The organism is Bradyrhizobium sp. SZCCT0148, from assembly GCF_018129985.1.
In the GTDB taxonomy this organism is placed as follows: domain Bacteria; phylum Pseudomonadota; class Alphaproteobacteria; order Rhizobiales; family Xanthobacteraceae; genus Bradyrhizobium; species Bradyrhizobium japonicum_H.
Genome location: NZ_JAFCKT010000003.1, coordinates 41,346 through 56,744 on the forward strand (window position 1 = coordinate 41,346; position 15,399 = coordinate 56,744).

A 15,399-nucleotide genomic window follows, 5' to 3' on the forward strand; every position below is an offset into this window, starting at 1 on the left:
TTTTGAGTGGTGCATGGACTGGCTCGGATTCACCATCGTTATTCTCTGCCTGCTCGTCTCCGGCTTCTTCGCCGCGAGCGAGACCGCGCTGACCGGCGCCTCGCGCGCCAGCATGCTTCGCCTGTCCAAGCAGGGTAATCGCGACGCCGACGTCGTCTCGGATCTGCTCGACATGCGCGAGCGCCTGATCGGGGCGCTGCTGCTCGGCAACAACATCGCCAATATCAGCGCGTCCGCACTTGCGACCTCCATCTTTACCGCCTGGTTCGGCGATGTCGGCGTGCTCTATGCGACCGGGTTGATGACCGCCCTGGTCGTGATCTTCGCGGAGGTGTTGCCCAAGACCATCGCCATCAACGCGCCCGACCGCATCGCGCTCGCGGTCGCGCGCCCGATGCGGCTGACGATGTATGTGCTGGGGCCGCTGCTCAGGATCGTCGAAGTCATCGTGCGCCTGCTGCTGCGCCTGTTTGGCCTCGCCGGTGAGCACCAGGCGATCCTGTCGCCGACCGAGCGCCTGCGCGGCGCGGTCGACCTGTTGCACCACGAGGGCAAGTTCGAGAAGCAGGACCGCGACATGCTCGGCGGCTTGTTGGACCTGCGCGAGCTCCAGGTCTCCGACGTCATGATCCATCGCACCGAGATGATGATGATCAACGCCGATCTGCCGCCGGAAGAGCTGGTGCGCGAGGTGCTGGCGACCGAATACACCCGCATCCCGCTGTGGCGTGAGAAGCCGGAGAACATCATCGGCGTGCTCCATGCCAAGGACCTGCTGCGCGCGATCCGCGCTGCCGACGGCGATACCTCGCGCATCGACGTTTCCACCATCGCGCTGCCGCCCTGGTTCGTGCCGGAGATGCGCCCCGTCTCCGAGCAGTTGAAGGCGTTCCGCCGGCGCAAGACCCATTTTGCGCTGGTCGTCGACGAGTACGGTGAAGTCGAAGGCCTTGTGACGCTCGAAGACATCCTGGAGGAGATCGTCGGCGACATCTCCGACGAGCACGACGTCGTGGTGGCCGGTGTCCGGGCCCAGCCGGACGGCTCGGTCGTGGTCGACGGCTCGGTGCCGATCCGCGACCTCAACCGCGCCATGGACTGGCATCTGCCCGATGAAGAGGCAACCACCGTGGCCGGCCTCGTCATTCACGAGGCTCGCTCGATCCCCGACCGCGGCCAGAGTTTCACCTTCCACAACTTCCGCTTCCGCGTCCTGCGCCGCGAACGCAACCGCATCACCGCGCTCCGTATTTCACCGGTGCCGCGCGAGGCGGAGCTGGAAGGGGCGAGGCCGAAGCGGGCCGGGACGTCGTTTTGACGCAGCAGCAGGCTCTGCAGCTTCCACATCGTCATGGCCGGTCCTGACCCGGCCATCCACGTCTTGCCGGCTCTACGAAGAACGTGGATGCCCGGGACAAGCCCGGGCATGACGAACTCGTGTGGTTGCGCGTCAGACCCTCCAGGCAAGGGTGGGCAGATCAACCTTCCCCCGGCGCCTTGGCCTGAATCGCCAGCGCGTGCACGCTGCCTGCCAGTTCCGCGGCCAGCGCCGAATTTATCATGCGATGGCGGTCGACCCGGCTCTTCCCTTTGAAGGCATCGGATACAATATAGACGCGGAAATGCGTCTCGCCGCCCGGCCGATGGCCGGAATGGCCCTCATGCAAATGTGACTCGTCGACGACTTGCAGGCTTTCCGGCGTGAAAGCTTCCTGCAACTTGTTGCTGATAGTGTCTTTCATAACCATGAGTGCCATTACAACCTGCGCAAGCGCCCCGTCAATTGCGTAAGGTCGCCCTTCTCGGGCGTACGTCAAAGACGCCGAAGTCAAAACTTCGGCGACCCGTGGTCAGCTAATTGCAATGTCAAGACTTGAAGGTTTTTGCATTGCGTAGTCAAAGTCAGCCATGCCGATCGATTCATCAAAGTTCTTCGACTCCATCCGCGTCAAGCCGCGGGGCAAGCAGCCGGAAGTGAAGCCGCGCGATACCGCGGTCGGTTGCGAATGGGCTGGATGCCAGAACAAGGGCGCGCATCGCGCGCCGAAGGGTCGCGAGAACCAGCGCGAGTACTGGCACTTCTGCCTGAACCATGTGCGCGAGTACAACCAGAACTACAATTTCTTCTCCGGCATGAATGCCGATGCCGTCGCACGCTACCAGAAGGATGCGCTGACCGGCCATCGTCCGACCTGGAAGATGGGCGCCAATGGCGGCGTCAAGAAGGGCGCGGAAGCCGAGATCGATGGCGCCTTCGATCCCTTCAGCATGTTCCAGGAGCTCAACGGCCGTACCGGCTGGCGGAAGGGTCCGGACGCTCCGCCCAAGGCCGAGACGCGCAAGGTGATGAACGCCGAGCGCAAGGCGCTCCAGGTCATGGGCCTCGGACCCGATTCCACGCTTGCCGACGTCAAGACCAAGTACAAGGCGCTGGTGAAGCAGCATCACCCCGACGCCAACGGCGGCGACCGCTCCACCGAGGATCGCCTGATCGAGATCATCAAGGCGTATAATTATCTGAAGACCGTGGTGCGGGAGGCATAAGGCCTCACCGCGCCGGATGCCGCCCGCTGGTGAGCGGACGGCACCTTCAATGTTACCTGCTCCGGCAAACGCGAACTTGCTTGACGACGCGGCGTCCATGATGGCACGCGCGTGACGACGGTGCGTACCGTACAGACTCTTCGCGGAGCGTAATGATAGCGTGCGTTCACGGCGTCCCCGGAAACCGTTGCGCTGGGGATAGGGTGAGCCGGCAGCGCAATGGCTGGTGCTGCGAGTGACGAGAGAGCGAGCAGCGCTCCCGCAGCGAGGGCGCAAGTGAGCTTCTTCATTATCATTCCTTTTCTTGTTCACCCCTGAAGAGTTTTATCGGGGCGAGCATGAATGCGCCGCGCGCCTCCGTGTTCCTGTTAGACGTTTGGTCCTTTCGTCGCATCCGTGGGCACGGCGCAAGTGCGCGCCTTCGCCCACCCTGCGATTCGGGCTTCGCGGAGCCATCCGCTCTCAAGCGTCCGGCATCGCGCCCACGTAGGACGAGCTCGGCCTGATCAACCGCCCGGTGCGTTGCTGCTCGCGCGCATGTGCGGTCCAGCCCGCGGCGCGCGCCACGGCAAAGATCGGCGTGAACGCCTGTCGTGGAATCGCCAGCGCATCGAGCAGGATCGCGGTGAAGAACTCCACGTTCGTCTCCAGCGGCCGCTCCGGATTCTTCTTGCGCAACGCGCTGCGGATATAGGCCTCGACCTCGCCGGCAAACGGCAGATCGGTACCGTTGGAGGCCAGCGCCTCGACCGCGGTCTTCAACACATCTGCGCGCGGATCGCGCACCCGATAGACGCGATGGCCAAAGCCCATCATTCGCTCGCCTCGGGCCAGCGCCGCATCGACCCACGGCTGAATGCGCTCGCGCGAGCCGATCGCGTCGAGCATTTCCAGCACCGGCTCAGGCGCGCCGCCATGCAGCGGGCCCGTGAGCGCGCAATAGCCCGCCGTGACCGCGGCGAACAGATCGGCTTGCGTCGAGGCGACCACGCGCGCGGTGAAGGTCGAGGCATTCATGCCGTGGTCGCTGGCGGTGACGAGATAGGCATCGAGCGCGGCGACCTCACGCGATTCAGGCGTGGCGCCGCGCAGCATCCGCAAGGTGTCGGTAGCATGGCTCGCATTCGGATCGGGTGCGACCGGCTCGAGCCCCTTGGCGCGCCGCACCAGCGCGCCCGCGATCACCGGAAACGCGCCGACGATCGTCGCCTCGTGCGCCAGTCCGCTCTCCGCGCGCAGGCCTGCGACCGCCGCGCGAAACCCGTCGACGACGCTCAGGCCGCGCGTCGCCGGCAGCAGGTCCGGCAGCCGCACGAAGGCGCGCTCGCGCGCCGCGCCCAGCTGTGAGCGCACATTGGCTTCGGTGAGGGTGGTCTTGCTGGCGCCGTTCCAGAGCCGGGCCGTGACGCCCTCGAAGCTCGACTGGGCAGCCAGTCGGCCGACATGCTCGCCGGCGATGATCAGTTCGCCGCGTTCGCCGTCGACATGGCTCAGCACGGTTTCGGCGGCGGGAACGCCGTCCAGCCCGATCTGGCTCTTGGTGAGGTGGATGTTCATGGCCGAAATCTCCTTCTGCGTTGCACCAGGGGGAAATTTCGGGCCTATCGACAGGTTGATCAATCTTGATTACATAAATCAATATGAAAAATTCCGAGGGGCTTTATCTCTCCGCACGCGAGGCCGCGGCCGAGCTGGCGATCTCGCCGGCCACGCTCTACGCCTATGTCAGCCGCGGCCTGATCCGGTCCGAGCCGACGCCGGACTCCCGCAAGAACCGCTACCGCGCCGAAGACGTCCGCGCGCTGAAGGAGCGCCGTGTGCCGTCGCCGGAGCCGCGCGGTCTGCGCAGCTTCGACGCCGACCTGCCGGTGATGGACACCGAGATCTCGACCATCACCGAGGAGGGCGCGATCTACCGCGGCGTGAACTGCGTGGATCTCGCCGAGAACGACACGCTGGAGCACACCGCGACGCTGCTCTGGGATGTCTCCGAGGTCGATCCGTTCGCTCCCGACAACCAGCCCGCGCTCTCCGAGGAGATGCGCATGATCGGGCAAGCCGCGCGCCGGGCCGCGCCGATTGACCGTGCCATCGCCGTGCTCGCGCTGGCCGCGAGCGTCGATCCCCGCGCGTTTACCCGCGCACCGGATGGCCGCGCCATGGTTGGCGGCCGCATCGTCCGGCTGCTGGTCGCCACCATGCTCAATACCGAGCCGTCATCCGAGTCGCTGCATCAGCAGATCGCGAAGGCCTGGGCGGCCGACAACAAGCACGCCCCCGACCTGATCCGCCGCGCGCTGGTGCTGCTGGCCGATCACGAACTGAACGCCTCGACCTTCACCGCGCGCTGCGCCGCCTCGACCGGCCTCAACCTCTACGATGCCGTGATCGCCGGCCTCGCCGCGCTGAAGGGCCCGAAGCATGGCGGCGCCGGCGTACTGGCCTCCCAACTCGTCAAGACGCTGGTCGACCGCGACGTCGCCCCGATGGTGCGCGAGCGCGTCGCGCTCGGCGAGCGCTTTGCCGGCTTCGGCCACGGCGTCTACAAGCGCGGCGATCCCCGCGCGCAATCGCTGCTCAACGCGCTCTCGCGCGCCGGCGCGCCGCGCAAATTCACCCGCGAGGTGCCGGAGCGGATCGCGGAAGCCACCGGCGAGTTCGTCAACATCGACTACGCGCTCGCCGTGCTCGTGCACGCGCTGCGCCTGCCGGCGGGCAGCGAACTCGCTCTGTTCGCGATGGCCCGCAGCGTCGGCTGGATCGCACACGCCAGCGAGCAATTGCAGTTCGGGAAGTTGATAAGGCCGCGGGCGCGGTACGTGGGGCCCGCGCCGGGACGGCGGGCGGCTGTAGCGGAAAAGCCCTAGATCGCCGTTCAGACATCATGACGTTGGCTACGTCTTCGTTTCGGAGCCTTCGATCCTTGGGGGTTGAAGCCCTGGCGAGTTGGCCCAGTTGTCGATGTTGGACGCAACGTCTGCTTGGCGGGCCCTCTTGAGCAGTCCGTCTCGTTCAGGGCCCGGCGCAAGTCGCTCAGCCTGCCGGCGCAACTGGTCTGCCCATTCCTGAACTCGGTCCTGAAGTGATTCCGTTTGTTTGACGCGCCGTCGCATTTTTCATTCCTCCCTTCCCTTCCGCCATCGCCCTTGGCCAAACCTGCGGCCTAAAGACGGCCTAGGTTGGCAGCAAGATTAGGCGAATTACAGCACTATATTTTCGCGGCGGCGCGGAACTTTCCCGTTGGATGCGCATGGCAACGTCCGGTCTGTGGAGAGGCGCTGGAGGTAACCGTCAGAGCGGCTGACGCCGGCGGAGCGACAGCGGCGTGACTCCCACGAACTTGCGCACGTGTCTGGCAAGCATCGTGCTGTTCTTCAGCCCGACCTTGGAGGCAATCTCGCTCATCCCAAGATCGGTATCCCGCAATAATTGTTTCGCGTATTCGATGCGTCTTCGTGAGACATAGCGATGTGGGGGTTCACCGAACGTGACGGCGAAGGCGCGGGCGAAGTGGAATCGGGTGAGGTTCACCACTGCAGCAAGATCGGAAAGCGAAATGTCAGTGTGCAAATAGTCTTCAACGTAGTCGCGCAGGATGGTCTGCTGGGCGAGCGAAAGCCCGCCCTTGCGCGATGCGACAGTCTTCGGCGCAATCTTTAGCATGCGCAGCAGTTCGATCACCGCGGTCAAGCCCAACGTTTCTCCATAAAGTTGATCCTGGGTGCCGCGATGAAGCAGCAGGTTGTCGATCTTCTTCATGGTGGAAAGCAGAGGACTATCCTGGAAATAGACCTGCGGCTGCAATTCTACCGACGCGTAATGCTCCGCGATCTCGTCAGACATTTCGCTGGTTCGAAAATAGACGGCAGTAAATGAGCCACCTAGCCTCTTCGGCGCCGACCAGCCGGAGATGGCAGATCCGCCGGGAACGAAAGTCATTCGGTTGGCCAGGTCGCAAAGCCGCGAACAACGCTCACCGTCGATGAAAGTCTCGCCGTCGTTCAAGCTCAAATCATGCAACGCCAGGTAGTCGGGGGCTCCCGACCACCGATATTCGAACGCTGCGGTCTGCTGGATCACCACGCGTTCGGCGAGAAAGCCCTTGCCGACCAGCCGCTTGCGCAGGGGTTTGTTTTCTTTGTCGTCGAGATTCAACAACACCCGAGAGGCCATGCACGGTCCGCATCTGAGAGCTTGCGAGTCAGCATTGCCCAATTTTCCCACGCTCGCAACAGATCAGGCCTATTGATTCCTGAACCGTAACAGCGCAAAAATAGGCGATATGTAGCAACATATATCGATTGGACCGGGCTGATGCCTGCATTCAGCAACGCCGATCTGGACAGGTGCGCGCAGGAGCCAATCCATGTTCCCGGTTCGATACAGCCTCATGGGGTGTTGGTCGCTTTCGATCCCCAGACGCTGGAAATCGTCCTCGTTGCCGGAAACGCGCACGACTATTTTGGTGTCTCCCAACAGGACCTGATCGGGCAGAGACTCGAAACCCAGATCGGTGCGGCTGCGAAGGTCAGGCTAGAAACGCAATTCGGGCAGGGCAGCTCGGCGCCGCGGTCATCGCTTGCTCTTGAGATCGAGTTGCGCGGCGTTCGCATCGACGCCACCGCGCATCTTCACGACGGTCTGGTGATCCTGGAATTGGAGCCGCAACGGCCGCTGCCGACCGCGGACGTGCTTGACCTCGTGAATGCCATGATCGGCGGGCTGCAGCCGGCCGAAACGCTCAACCCGCTGCTGAGCAGCCTGTCGGATCAGGTTCAGAAAGTGACGGGCTTCGACCGCGTCATGGTTTACCGCTTCCTCGAGGACGAGAGCGGATGCGTGGCGGCCGAAAGTCGGTCGTCGGACGCCGTCTCCTCCTATCTCGGGCTGCGTTATCCGGCGAGCGACATTCCTGCACAGGCGCGTGCGCTCTACCTCCGTAACTGGATTCGCTATATCCCCGACACCGTTCACACGCCGATGCCACTGAACCCGGCCTTCAATCCCAAGACCGGCCAGCCGCTCGATCTGACCTATAGTCGCCTTCGCGCGGTGTCGCCCATCCATCTGGAATATCTCGCGAACATGCGTGTTCGCTCGTCGCTGTCGCTGTCGTTGATCGTCGGCGGCAAACTGTGGGGTCTGATCGCCTGCCACGCTGCGGCCCCGCTCTATCTGAGCAGCCGGCTGCGGCTTGCGCTCGAAGTGTTCGCCCAGCTCGCTTCGCTTCACCTGAGCAGCACGCTGGAACTGGCCGAGGCGACCGATCGCATTCAAACCCGCAACCTTCACGATCAGCTCATTCGGGCCATGAGTCAGAATGGCCTGGCCGAGGCGCTGGTAGGCCATCGCCCGAACCTGCTCGACTACATCTGCGCATCCGGGGTGGTGGTTCGGATCGACGGCAAAAACTTCGCTCTCGGCTCGACGCCCGACGATGTCCAGGTCGAAGCCCTGGCCTATTGGCTGAACGATACGCAGGCGGAGGGCATCTTTTGCACCTCCCGCTTGCCGGAAGTCTATCCTCCGGCCCGGTCCTTTCTCGACCGTGGCGCCGGTCTGCTTGCGCTCTCGGTGTCGCGTGAACCTCGGGATTACGTGATGTGGTTTCTTCCCGAGCTGATCTCGACGGTGAAATGGGCCGGGAATCCTGCCAAGCCGGTGACGACCGGTCCTCTGGGCGACCGGCTGACACCGCGCAAGTCATTTGAAGCATGGCAGGAGACCGTCACCGGCCAGTCCCGCCCATGGAGCGCCGTCGAGATCGACGCCGCTACATTGCTGCGAACCACCGTGCTGGAGGTCGTGCTCCACCGCATAGACCAGTCGCTGCGCGAACAGGCGAAAGCGCGGGCTCATCAGGACCTCCTGATGAATGAGCTGGATCACCGGGTCAAGAACACCATCGCAACCGTCCAATCGTTGGTGCGCCTATCCAGCAGAAGCGCCGAAACCCTCGCGGAGTTCACATTGTCCATTGAAAGGCGACTGCAGTCGATGGCGAAGGCGCACAGTCTTCTGTCCGCATCGCGCTGGGAAAGTGCTTCGCTGCGGAGCATCGTTGACGACGAGATTGCGGCGCAACGCTCGCATCTGGAAGGCAACGTCCGGGTCGAAGGCGATGATTATAGCCTGGAGCCACGCACGGCACTGTCCTTTGCTCTCGTCCTGCACGAACTCATCACCAACGCCATCAAGTACGGTGGACTTTCCGTCGAGATGGGCAAAGTCGCGGTAAGTTGGAACGAGGTCGTGTCGGAAGGCCAGACCTGGCTCGTTGTTCAATGGATCGAGTCCGACGGGCCTCCCGTCAAGCCCACAAGTCGGCGCGGATTTGGTCGGACGCTCCTCGAGCGGGTCTTCGCAGCGGACGTGAGCGGGAAGGTCGCTCTTGCGATGGATCCGGCCGGTGTGCGCTGCGTGATCCATATTCCCTTCGAGAAGGTCGTGCGCGGCCGGCCAGCGGAAACGGGGCTGGCGGCTTCCTACCAACAGGCCCTCCAGCGGCCGGAGTTGCCGTTACTCACCGGTGTAACGATTCTGATTGTCGAGGACGACGGCTTGATCGCGGAGGACGTGTGCGAAGTCCTCGGCCGAGCTGGTGCAGCGATCGTCGGGCCCTGTCCCGGGCTTGGAGACGGTCTCAAGGCCGCCGTCGATGAAACTTTCGACGTGGCGCTGCTCGATGTCAATCTGCACGGAAAGCCATCGTGGCCGATCGCCAGTCTTGTCTGCGAGAGAGGCATACCGGTGATGTTCGCGACGGGCTATTCGGATCACTTCGCAAGGCCCGCCGATCTCGGCGGGCTTCCGTCGATCTCCAAGCCCTACGACACCACCGAGCTTATCCGCCGCCTGTCGGAAGCTGTCGAGCTGCGAGGTTTCGCCAGCTAGCCAAGAGCTTAGGCTCCGGCTCCGGGTGGAAGACCATGGTCCAGTGCCCGTCGGATGATCTTGGCCAGATCGGCTTTTCGAAATGGCTTGCTGAGGAGCAGCGTGCCGGGGTCGAGGCGGCCGTGATGAATGACGGCATTTTCCGTGTAGCCGGACATGAAAACGACCTTCAGTTCGGGGAAGGAACGTTGGGCTTCGTCCGCCAGTTTCTTTCCATTCATATTCCCCGGCATGACGACATCTGTCAGCAGCAACTCGAACCTGTCGCGCGCCAGGCGCACGAGCGCATCATTTGCGTTCGCGACCGCCACCGCATCATAGCCGAGGCTCTGGAGCTGCCGGGTGGTGGTCTCGCGCACCAATTCATCGTCTTCGACCACAAGCACATGTTCATGACCGCCGACGATCGGCCCACTTGAACGAAGGGCGACCTCTTCTGCCGCACCGTCGGCCTGCGGCAAATAGATCTTGACGGTGGTTCCGACGCCGATCTCGCTGTAGACCTTGATGTGCCCCCGGGATTGTTTCACGAACCCGTGGACCATGCTCAATCCAAGTCCGCTACCTCGGCCGGTCGCCTTGGTCGTGAAAAATGGCTCGAATATGCGGCCCTGGATCTCCTTGGGTATGCCGTCGCCATTATCGCTCACGGCGATCATCAGCTGTTGACCGGGAATGGCCTCGGGATTTTCGGCGAGGTAGTCGGCATCGAAACTCGCGTCCCCGGTTTCGATCATGAGCTTTCCGCCCTCCTGCATGGCGTCGCGGGCGTTGACCGCGAGGTTCAGCACCGCGGTCACAAGCTGGTCGGGATCCACCATGGCTGCTGCAATATGGGGCTTCAGATCGATCTCCAGCGCGATGTTCTCCGGCAGGGTGCGCTTCAGCAGATCGGCAGTCTGCTCCACCAGCTTGTTCACGTCGGTCGCCACCGGCGATAGCGGTTGCTTGCGGGCGAACGCCAGCAGACGCGAGGTCAATTCGGCACCGCGGGTGGCCGCGGCGTCGATCAACTTCACGATCCCCTGCAGATCGGGGCGATCGTTCAATTCTTCCGCAAGGATTTCGATCGTCCCTGTGATCACCGACAGGATGTTGTTGAAATCGTGCGCGACGCCGCCCGTCAAATGACCCACCGCCTCCAGCTTCTGGGCCTGACGCAAGACGCGCTCACTCTCCTTCTGTTTCGAAATGTCCCGGGCGATCTTGGTCGCGCCAATGATCTCTCCGGTCGGCAATCTGACCGGCGATACGCTGATCGACACTTCGATCAGGCGACCGGCTTTCGATTGTCGTAATGTCTCGAAGTGGTCGATGTGCTCGCCGTTGCTCAGGCGTTCGAGGATGAGACGTTCTTCGTCCTGGCGATCCTCGGGAACGATCATGAAGATGGACGCCCCGATCGCCTCCTCCGGTGAAAAACCGAAGAGACGCTCGGCGCCCTTATTCCAACTGGTAATGATGCCATCGAGGGTCTTTGTAACGATCGCGTCGTCAGAAAACTCGATGGCAGCAAGCAATAAGAGGTTCGTAGAGGTGTCGGGCATGCGCCTTGCTCAAAGAAGCAGAAGGCTAGAAGTTTTGGAAATCGAAGTCCATAACCAAGAGACTATGACCGGGCCGCCACTCATGTGCGCTTCCCCGATCGCCAGACCGCGGGGTTCGCGTGGCTATACGCGCATCTGATTCACGCCGCACGCTTAGCGCCGGACACGGCGCCGGGACGGCGGGCGGGGCCTGCGATCCAGAGCCTAAACACAGTCTAAGATGCAGTTAGTTCAGGCTTCCAGCAAAGCGCTCGGCGAGCCGGTTCTTCCTGAATGCCTCGGCTATCCAGTCCACGAAGACTCTGGTCTTGGCGGGCACAAGCTTGCGCGATGCGTGATAAATCGAGATAGCACCGGCGTCACCGTACCAGCGTGGCACCAGGCGTAGCAGTGACCCATTTTCGAGCGCGGGAAGAATGTCGGCAGTGGCGAGCATGGCAACTCCCAGGCCCAACAGAGCCGCCTCGCGCATCGCCGCGGGGTCGTTGACCACGATCGACTCCGAGAGCGGCGCCGGAATTTCTCGCCCCGAAACATCGCGCATCGACCAGTGCCGGATGCGACCCGTCTGCAGCGAGCGCATGACGATGCCGTCCAGGGCGCCCAGTTGGTCCGGCTTGTTCGGTGATGCCCGCCCCGACATGTAAGCTGGAGACGCCACGGCGATGATGTGTGCCGGCGCGAGCGTTCGGCTGACAAGGCCCGGCAACAATTCAAACCCGCCTCCGATGGCGGCGTCGTAGCCTTCACCGACCAGATCGACCTGGCGATTCTCGAAGTGCCACTCAGGGCGGACCCGAGGATAGCGGGCCAGGAAGCCCGGAAGCAGTGGCAGAATATGGGCTGTGCCGAACGTCGGCGGCAGGCTTATCTTGAGAACGCCCGCCGGCTCCTCGCGTCCGGTCGATACTCCCCCGATCGCAGCCTGCAGCCCCTCGAGGTGGCCGGCGATCGCCATGCGGAACGACTCACCCGCCTCCGTCAGCGTCAGCCGCCGGGTCGAACGATGAAATAATCGGACACCGAGATTGCGCTCCAGCATCGCGACGTTGCGGCTGACGGCTGCCGGTGTCAGCGACAGGCGTCGCGCAGCCTCTGAAAAGCTGCCGCATTCGGCGCTGCGAACGAATGATTCCAGGTTGGCCAGCGTTTCCATGGGCTCATTTTCAAGTATTCATTGATAATCTTACGAGCGATATCCGTCTAATCAAAGGGCAATGTTTGGGGCATTTCTGGGCCACCGATCAGCTCGCCTGATCTCAAACAGCTCGGAGATTTTACATGTCCACCATCGGCATCATCGGCGCAGGCCATATCGGCCGCGCTATCGCGCAGACGCTGGCGCGCAACGGCATCGCCGTGACACTGTCCAACAGCCGTGGTCCGGAGAGCCTGGCGACGACCGTGGCCGAGATCGGCCCGCTCGTGACCGCCGGCACCCGCGCGGAGGCCGCTGGCAAGGACATCGTCTTCGTCGCCGTCAACTGGTCAAAGCTGCCCGATGCGCTTGCCGGCCTGCCGCCTTTCGGCGGCCGCATCGTTGTTGATGCCAACAATCCGATCGAGGCGCCCCTGTTCAAGCCCGCCGAACTCGGTGGACGCGCCTCGTCAGAGATTTTCGCCGATCTGGTCCCCGGCGCGCGGGTGGTGAAGGCATTCAATCACCTCCTGGCGCAGCTCCTCGCAACCGACCCGGCAAGCGACGGCGGCAAGCGTGTGCTGTTCTATTCGGGAGACGACGCTGATGCGAAGGCAACTGTCGGCGCACTGATTGACCGGCTCGGATTCTTCGGCGTCGATCTCGGCTCGCTTGCGGTCGGCGCCAGGCTGACCCAGTTTCCAGGTGGTCCGCTCCCGGCGCTCAACCTGGTCAAGTTCGGCTGATGGCTTCGAGCAAGTTCTTCAACAAGATGAGACGATGAAAGGCTGCGATATGACCACCCAAGATACGGACTTCGATCACCTTCTACGGGCGAATCTAGAACGCGTGTTCAACGAACGGGACGAGGACAAGCGGCGGGCCGCGATTGCAGAACTGTTCGTCGAAGAGCCCGTCATGTACGAGCCGACGGGTGTCGTTCAGGGCCGCTCGGAAATATCACGCGTTGCCGGAGAGCTTCTGAATCAGTTCGGACCAACTTTCAGGTTCGTACCCGATGGCGTGGCGGTCGGGCATCACGGTTTGGGGCGCCTGGCTTGGCACGCAGGGCCCGAGCAGGGGCCGGTCGCAGTCACCGGAGCCGACGTGGCCCAAATCGAAAGCGGTAAAATCTCGAGGCTGTGGGTGTTGCTCAATCCGCAGTGAGAGAAATCGCCCTGCAGCACTAGGCCTGCGGCTTCGACACCTCGACATCGCCGCCATTCTGCCGGCGGCGATAGTACCAGACGCCGAGGCCTCCCACGATCGCAGCGCCAACCACCGTCAGCATCCAGATGTGCTTGCCGACATGGCCGTGGTGATGCAGCCCGGCATAGTCGTGCAGGGCTGACACCGCCAGCACGCCCGGCAACACGTGCGCGGGCGCCCACACCAGGATTGCCGGAATGTTCACCGCATAGAACTTTGCCGGCGGCATCGCCAGCGCGCCGGCCGTGACAGGCACGAAGGCGCGGATCGGCGGGACGAAGCGGGCGAAGAACACGGCCCAGGTGCCGAAGCGGTGGAAGAAGCTTTCGCTCTCCGAAACCACGCGCGGATAGTTCGTCAGCGGCCAGGTGTTGAGAATCTTGCGCTGCTGCCGGTGCCCGATCCAGTAGGCCGAGCCGTCGCCGAGGACGGCGCCGACGGCGGCGGCGAGCAGCACCCATTGCAGCTTCAGCTCGCCGCCCGGAACCAGGGCGCTCAGCGCCAGGATGATGGTCGAGCCGGGGATGACCGATCCCACCACCGGGACCGCTTCGAGCAGCGCCGCCAGGAACAGGGTCAGATAGGCCAGCCACGGATGGGCCGAGACGAACGAGATGAGGGGATCGAGGAAGGACGTCACGTCGTCTCTGTGGAGGGTTGGAGCGCCGGGGGTTGGACCCTACATAAGTAAGCAGAGCGGGCGAAAGTGCCATTCGCGCAGGCAGGGCCGCCCTCCCGCCCGAAATCTGAGCGTGATTCGCAAGGCAGCCCTCCAAAAACTGCGTTCCTTGCCTATCTAAATGAAAAGACAATGGAACTTTGATTGGCGGGCGGGCTTCTGCCGGCCAGCTGTCTCTGATAGGTTGATTTTCAGCACCCAGCCGCAGCCAACGTGCGAATAACCGGTTTCGGGACCGCCCGGGACCTCGGAGGATTGATGACGACCGCCGCCATGTCCAAAGTTGAGGAAGTTTCCGGTCTGCCCGACATGAAGGTGTCGGTTCGCCAGGTGTTCGGGATCGACAGCGATCTCGAAGTCCCGGCCTATTCCGAAGTCGATCCTCATGTGCCCGATGTCGACCCCGACTATCGCTTCGACCGCGCCACCACGCTCGCCATTCTCGCCGGTTTCGCCCGCAACCGCCGCGTGATGGTGACCGGCTATCACGGCACCGGCAAATCCACCCATATCGAGCAGGTCGCGGCCCGCCTGAACTGGCCCTGCGTGCGCGTCAACCTCGACAGTCACATCAGCCGTATCGACCTCGTCGGCAAGGACTCCATCGTGGTCCGCGACGGCAAGCAGGTCACCGAATTCCGCGACGGCATCCTGCCCTGGGCACTCCAGCACAACGTCGCGCTGGTGTTCGACGAATACGACGCCGGCCGCCCGGACGTGATGTTCGTGATCCAGCGCGTGCTCGAAGTCTCGGGACGCCTGACGCTGCTCGACCAGAACAAGGTCATCAAGCCGCATCCGTCGTTCCGGCTGTTCGCCACCGCGAACACCGTCGGCCTCGGCGACACCTCGGGCCTTTATCACGGCACCCAGCAGATCAACCAGGGCCAGATGGACCGCTGGTCGATCGTCACCACGCTGAACTATCTCAGCCATGACGAGGAAGTTGAGATCGTGCTGGCGAAGGCCAAGCACTACCGCACCCAGGAGGGCCGCGATATCGTCAACAAGATGGTGCGCCTCGCCGATCTCACCCGCAACGCCTTCGCCAATGGCGATCTGTCGACGGTGATGAGCCCGCGCACGGTGATCACCTGGGCGGAGAACGCCGAGATCTTCGGCGATATCGGCTTCGCCTTCCGCGTCACCTTCCTCAACAAGTGCGACGAGCTCGAGCGTCCGCTGGTCGCCGAGTTCTACCAGCGCTGCTTCAACGCGGAGCTGCCGGAGTCCTCGGTGAACGTGGCGCTGAGCTGATCTCTCGCGGTGTGTCGTCCCGGCGGATTGCCGGGACCCATACCGCGCGATGCCTCGATGGAATGACGCTGATAGTTTTCCTGACCCAACGACGGCCGGTGGTTATGGGTCCCGGCTTTCGCCGGGGCGAC

At 63.2% G+C, this 15,399-nt stretch carries 13 protein-coding genes; 7 read left to right on the plus strand and 6 right to left on the minus strand.

Going from position 1 to position 15,399, the window contains the following annotated elements; translation table 11 throughout:
- Positions 1-13: 13 nt before the first annotated feature.
- On the plus strand, positions 14-1,318 hold the full coding sequence (locus tag JQ580_RS12025) for an HlyC/CorC family transporter (RefSeq protein WP_212280279.1): 1,305 nt from the start codon (positions 14-16) through the stop codon (positions 1,316-1,318).
- 160 nt (positions 1,319-1,478) lie between these two features.
- On the opposite strand, the gene JQ580_RS12030 is transcribed toward JQ580_RS12025, so the two are convergent.
- Positions 1,479-1,748 (minus strand): BolA family protein, encoded by a 270-nt coding sequence (locus JQ580_RS12030; RefSeq protein WP_409363202.1) that lies wholly within the window; start codon positions 1,746-1,748, stop codon positions 1,479-1,481.
- Between the two features lie 160 nt (positions 1,749-1,908).
- Between JQ580_RS12030 and JQ580_RS12035 the strand changes: the two genes are divergently transcribed.
- On the plus strand, positions 1,909-2,544 hold the full coding sequence (locus JQ580_RS12035) for a J domain-containing protein (protein ID WP_106949543.1): 636 nt from the start codon (positions 1,909-1,911) through the stop codon (positions 2,542-2,544).
- Between the two features lie 462 nt (positions 2,545-3,006).
- Here the strand turns inward: JQ580_RS12035 and JQ580_RS12040 are convergent, their stop codons facing one another.
- On the minus strand, positions 3,007-4,101 hold the full coding sequence (locus JQ580_RS12040) for a citrate synthase/methylcitrate synthase (RefSeq protein ID WP_212280281.1): 1,095 nt from the start codon (positions 4,099-4,101) through the stop codon (positions 3,007-3,009).
- 83 nt (positions 4,102-4,184) lie between these two features.
- Here JQ580_RS12040 and JQ580_RS12045 point away from each other — a divergent pair, with 83 nt between their 5' ends.
- A complete protein-coding gene (locus tag JQ580_RS12045; RefSeq protein ID WP_212280282.1) occupies positions 4,185-5,411 on the plus strand; it encodes a citrate/2-methylcitrate synthase in 1,227 nt (408 codons plus the stop codon).
- A 424-nt stretch (positions 5,412-5,835) separates the two neighbouring features.
- Here JQ580_RS12045 and JQ580_RS12050 read toward each other — a convergent pair whose 3' ends face one another.
- Complete coding sequence (locus JQ580_RS12050; protein WP_212280283.1) at positions 5,836-6,717, minus strand: helix-turn-helix domain-containing protein; 882 nt, start codon at positions 6,715-6,717, stop codon at positions 5,836-5,838.
- Between the two features lie 141 nt (positions 6,718-6,858).
- On the opposite strand from JQ580_RS12050, the gene JQ580_RS12055 reads away from it, so the two are divergent.
- Positions 6,859-9,438 carry an HWE histidine kinase domain-containing protein gene (locus JQ580_RS12055; RefSeq protein WP_212280284.1) on the plus strand — a complete coding sequence of 860 codons (2,580 nt, stop codon included), beginning with the start codon at positions 6,859-6,861 and terminating at the stop codon, positions 9,436-9,438.
- An 8-nt stretch (positions 9,439-9,446) separates the two neighbouring features.
- Here JQ580_RS12055 and JQ580_RS12060 read toward each other — a convergent pair whose 3' ends face one another.
- Positions 9,447-10,985: a PAS domain S-box protein gene (locus JQ580_RS12060; RefSeq protein ID WP_212280285.1), complete on the minus strand. Its 1,539-nt coding sequence runs from the start codon at positions 10,983-10,985 to the stop codon at positions 9,447-9,449.
- 226 nt (positions 10,986-11,211) lie between these two features.
- Positions 11,212-12,141: a LysR family transcriptional regulator gene (locus tag JQ580_RS12065; protein WP_212280286.1), complete on the minus strand. Its 930-nt coding sequence runs from the start codon at positions 12,139-12,141 to the stop codon at positions 11,212-11,214.
- Between the two features lie 125 nt (positions 12,142-12,266).
- On the opposite strand from JQ580_RS12065, the gene JQ580_RS12070 reads away from it, so the two are divergent.
- A complete protein-coding gene (locus JQ580_RS12070) occupies positions 12,267-12,869 on the plus strand; it encodes an NADPH-dependent F420 reductase (protein ID WP_212280287.1) in 603 nt (200 codons plus the stop codon).
- Between the two features lie 34 nt (positions 12,870-12,903).
- Entirely contained in the window at positions 12,904-13,290 is a 387-nt protein-coding gene (locus tag JQ580_RS12075) for a nuclear transport factor 2 family protein (protein WP_249134136.1), read from the plus strand.
- Positions 13,291-13,309: 19 nt separating this feature from the next.
- Here the strand turns inward: JQ580_RS12075 and JQ580_RS12080 are convergent, their stop codons facing one another.
- Positions 13,310-13,972: a DedA family protein gene (locus JQ580_RS12080; RefSeq protein ID WP_212280288.1), complete on the minus strand. Its 663-nt coding sequence runs from the start codon at positions 13,970-13,972 to the stop codon at positions 13,310-13,312.
- Between the two features lie 297 nt (positions 13,973-14,269).
- Here JQ580_RS12080 and cobS point away from each other — a divergent pair, with 297 nt between their 5' ends.
- A complete protein-coding gene (gene cobS / locus JQ580_RS12085) occupies positions 14,270-15,268 on the plus strand; it encodes a cobaltochelatase subunit CobS (RefSeq protein WP_106949537.1) in 999 nt (332 codons plus the stop codon).
- Positions 15,269-15,399 lie beyond the last annotated feature (131 nt).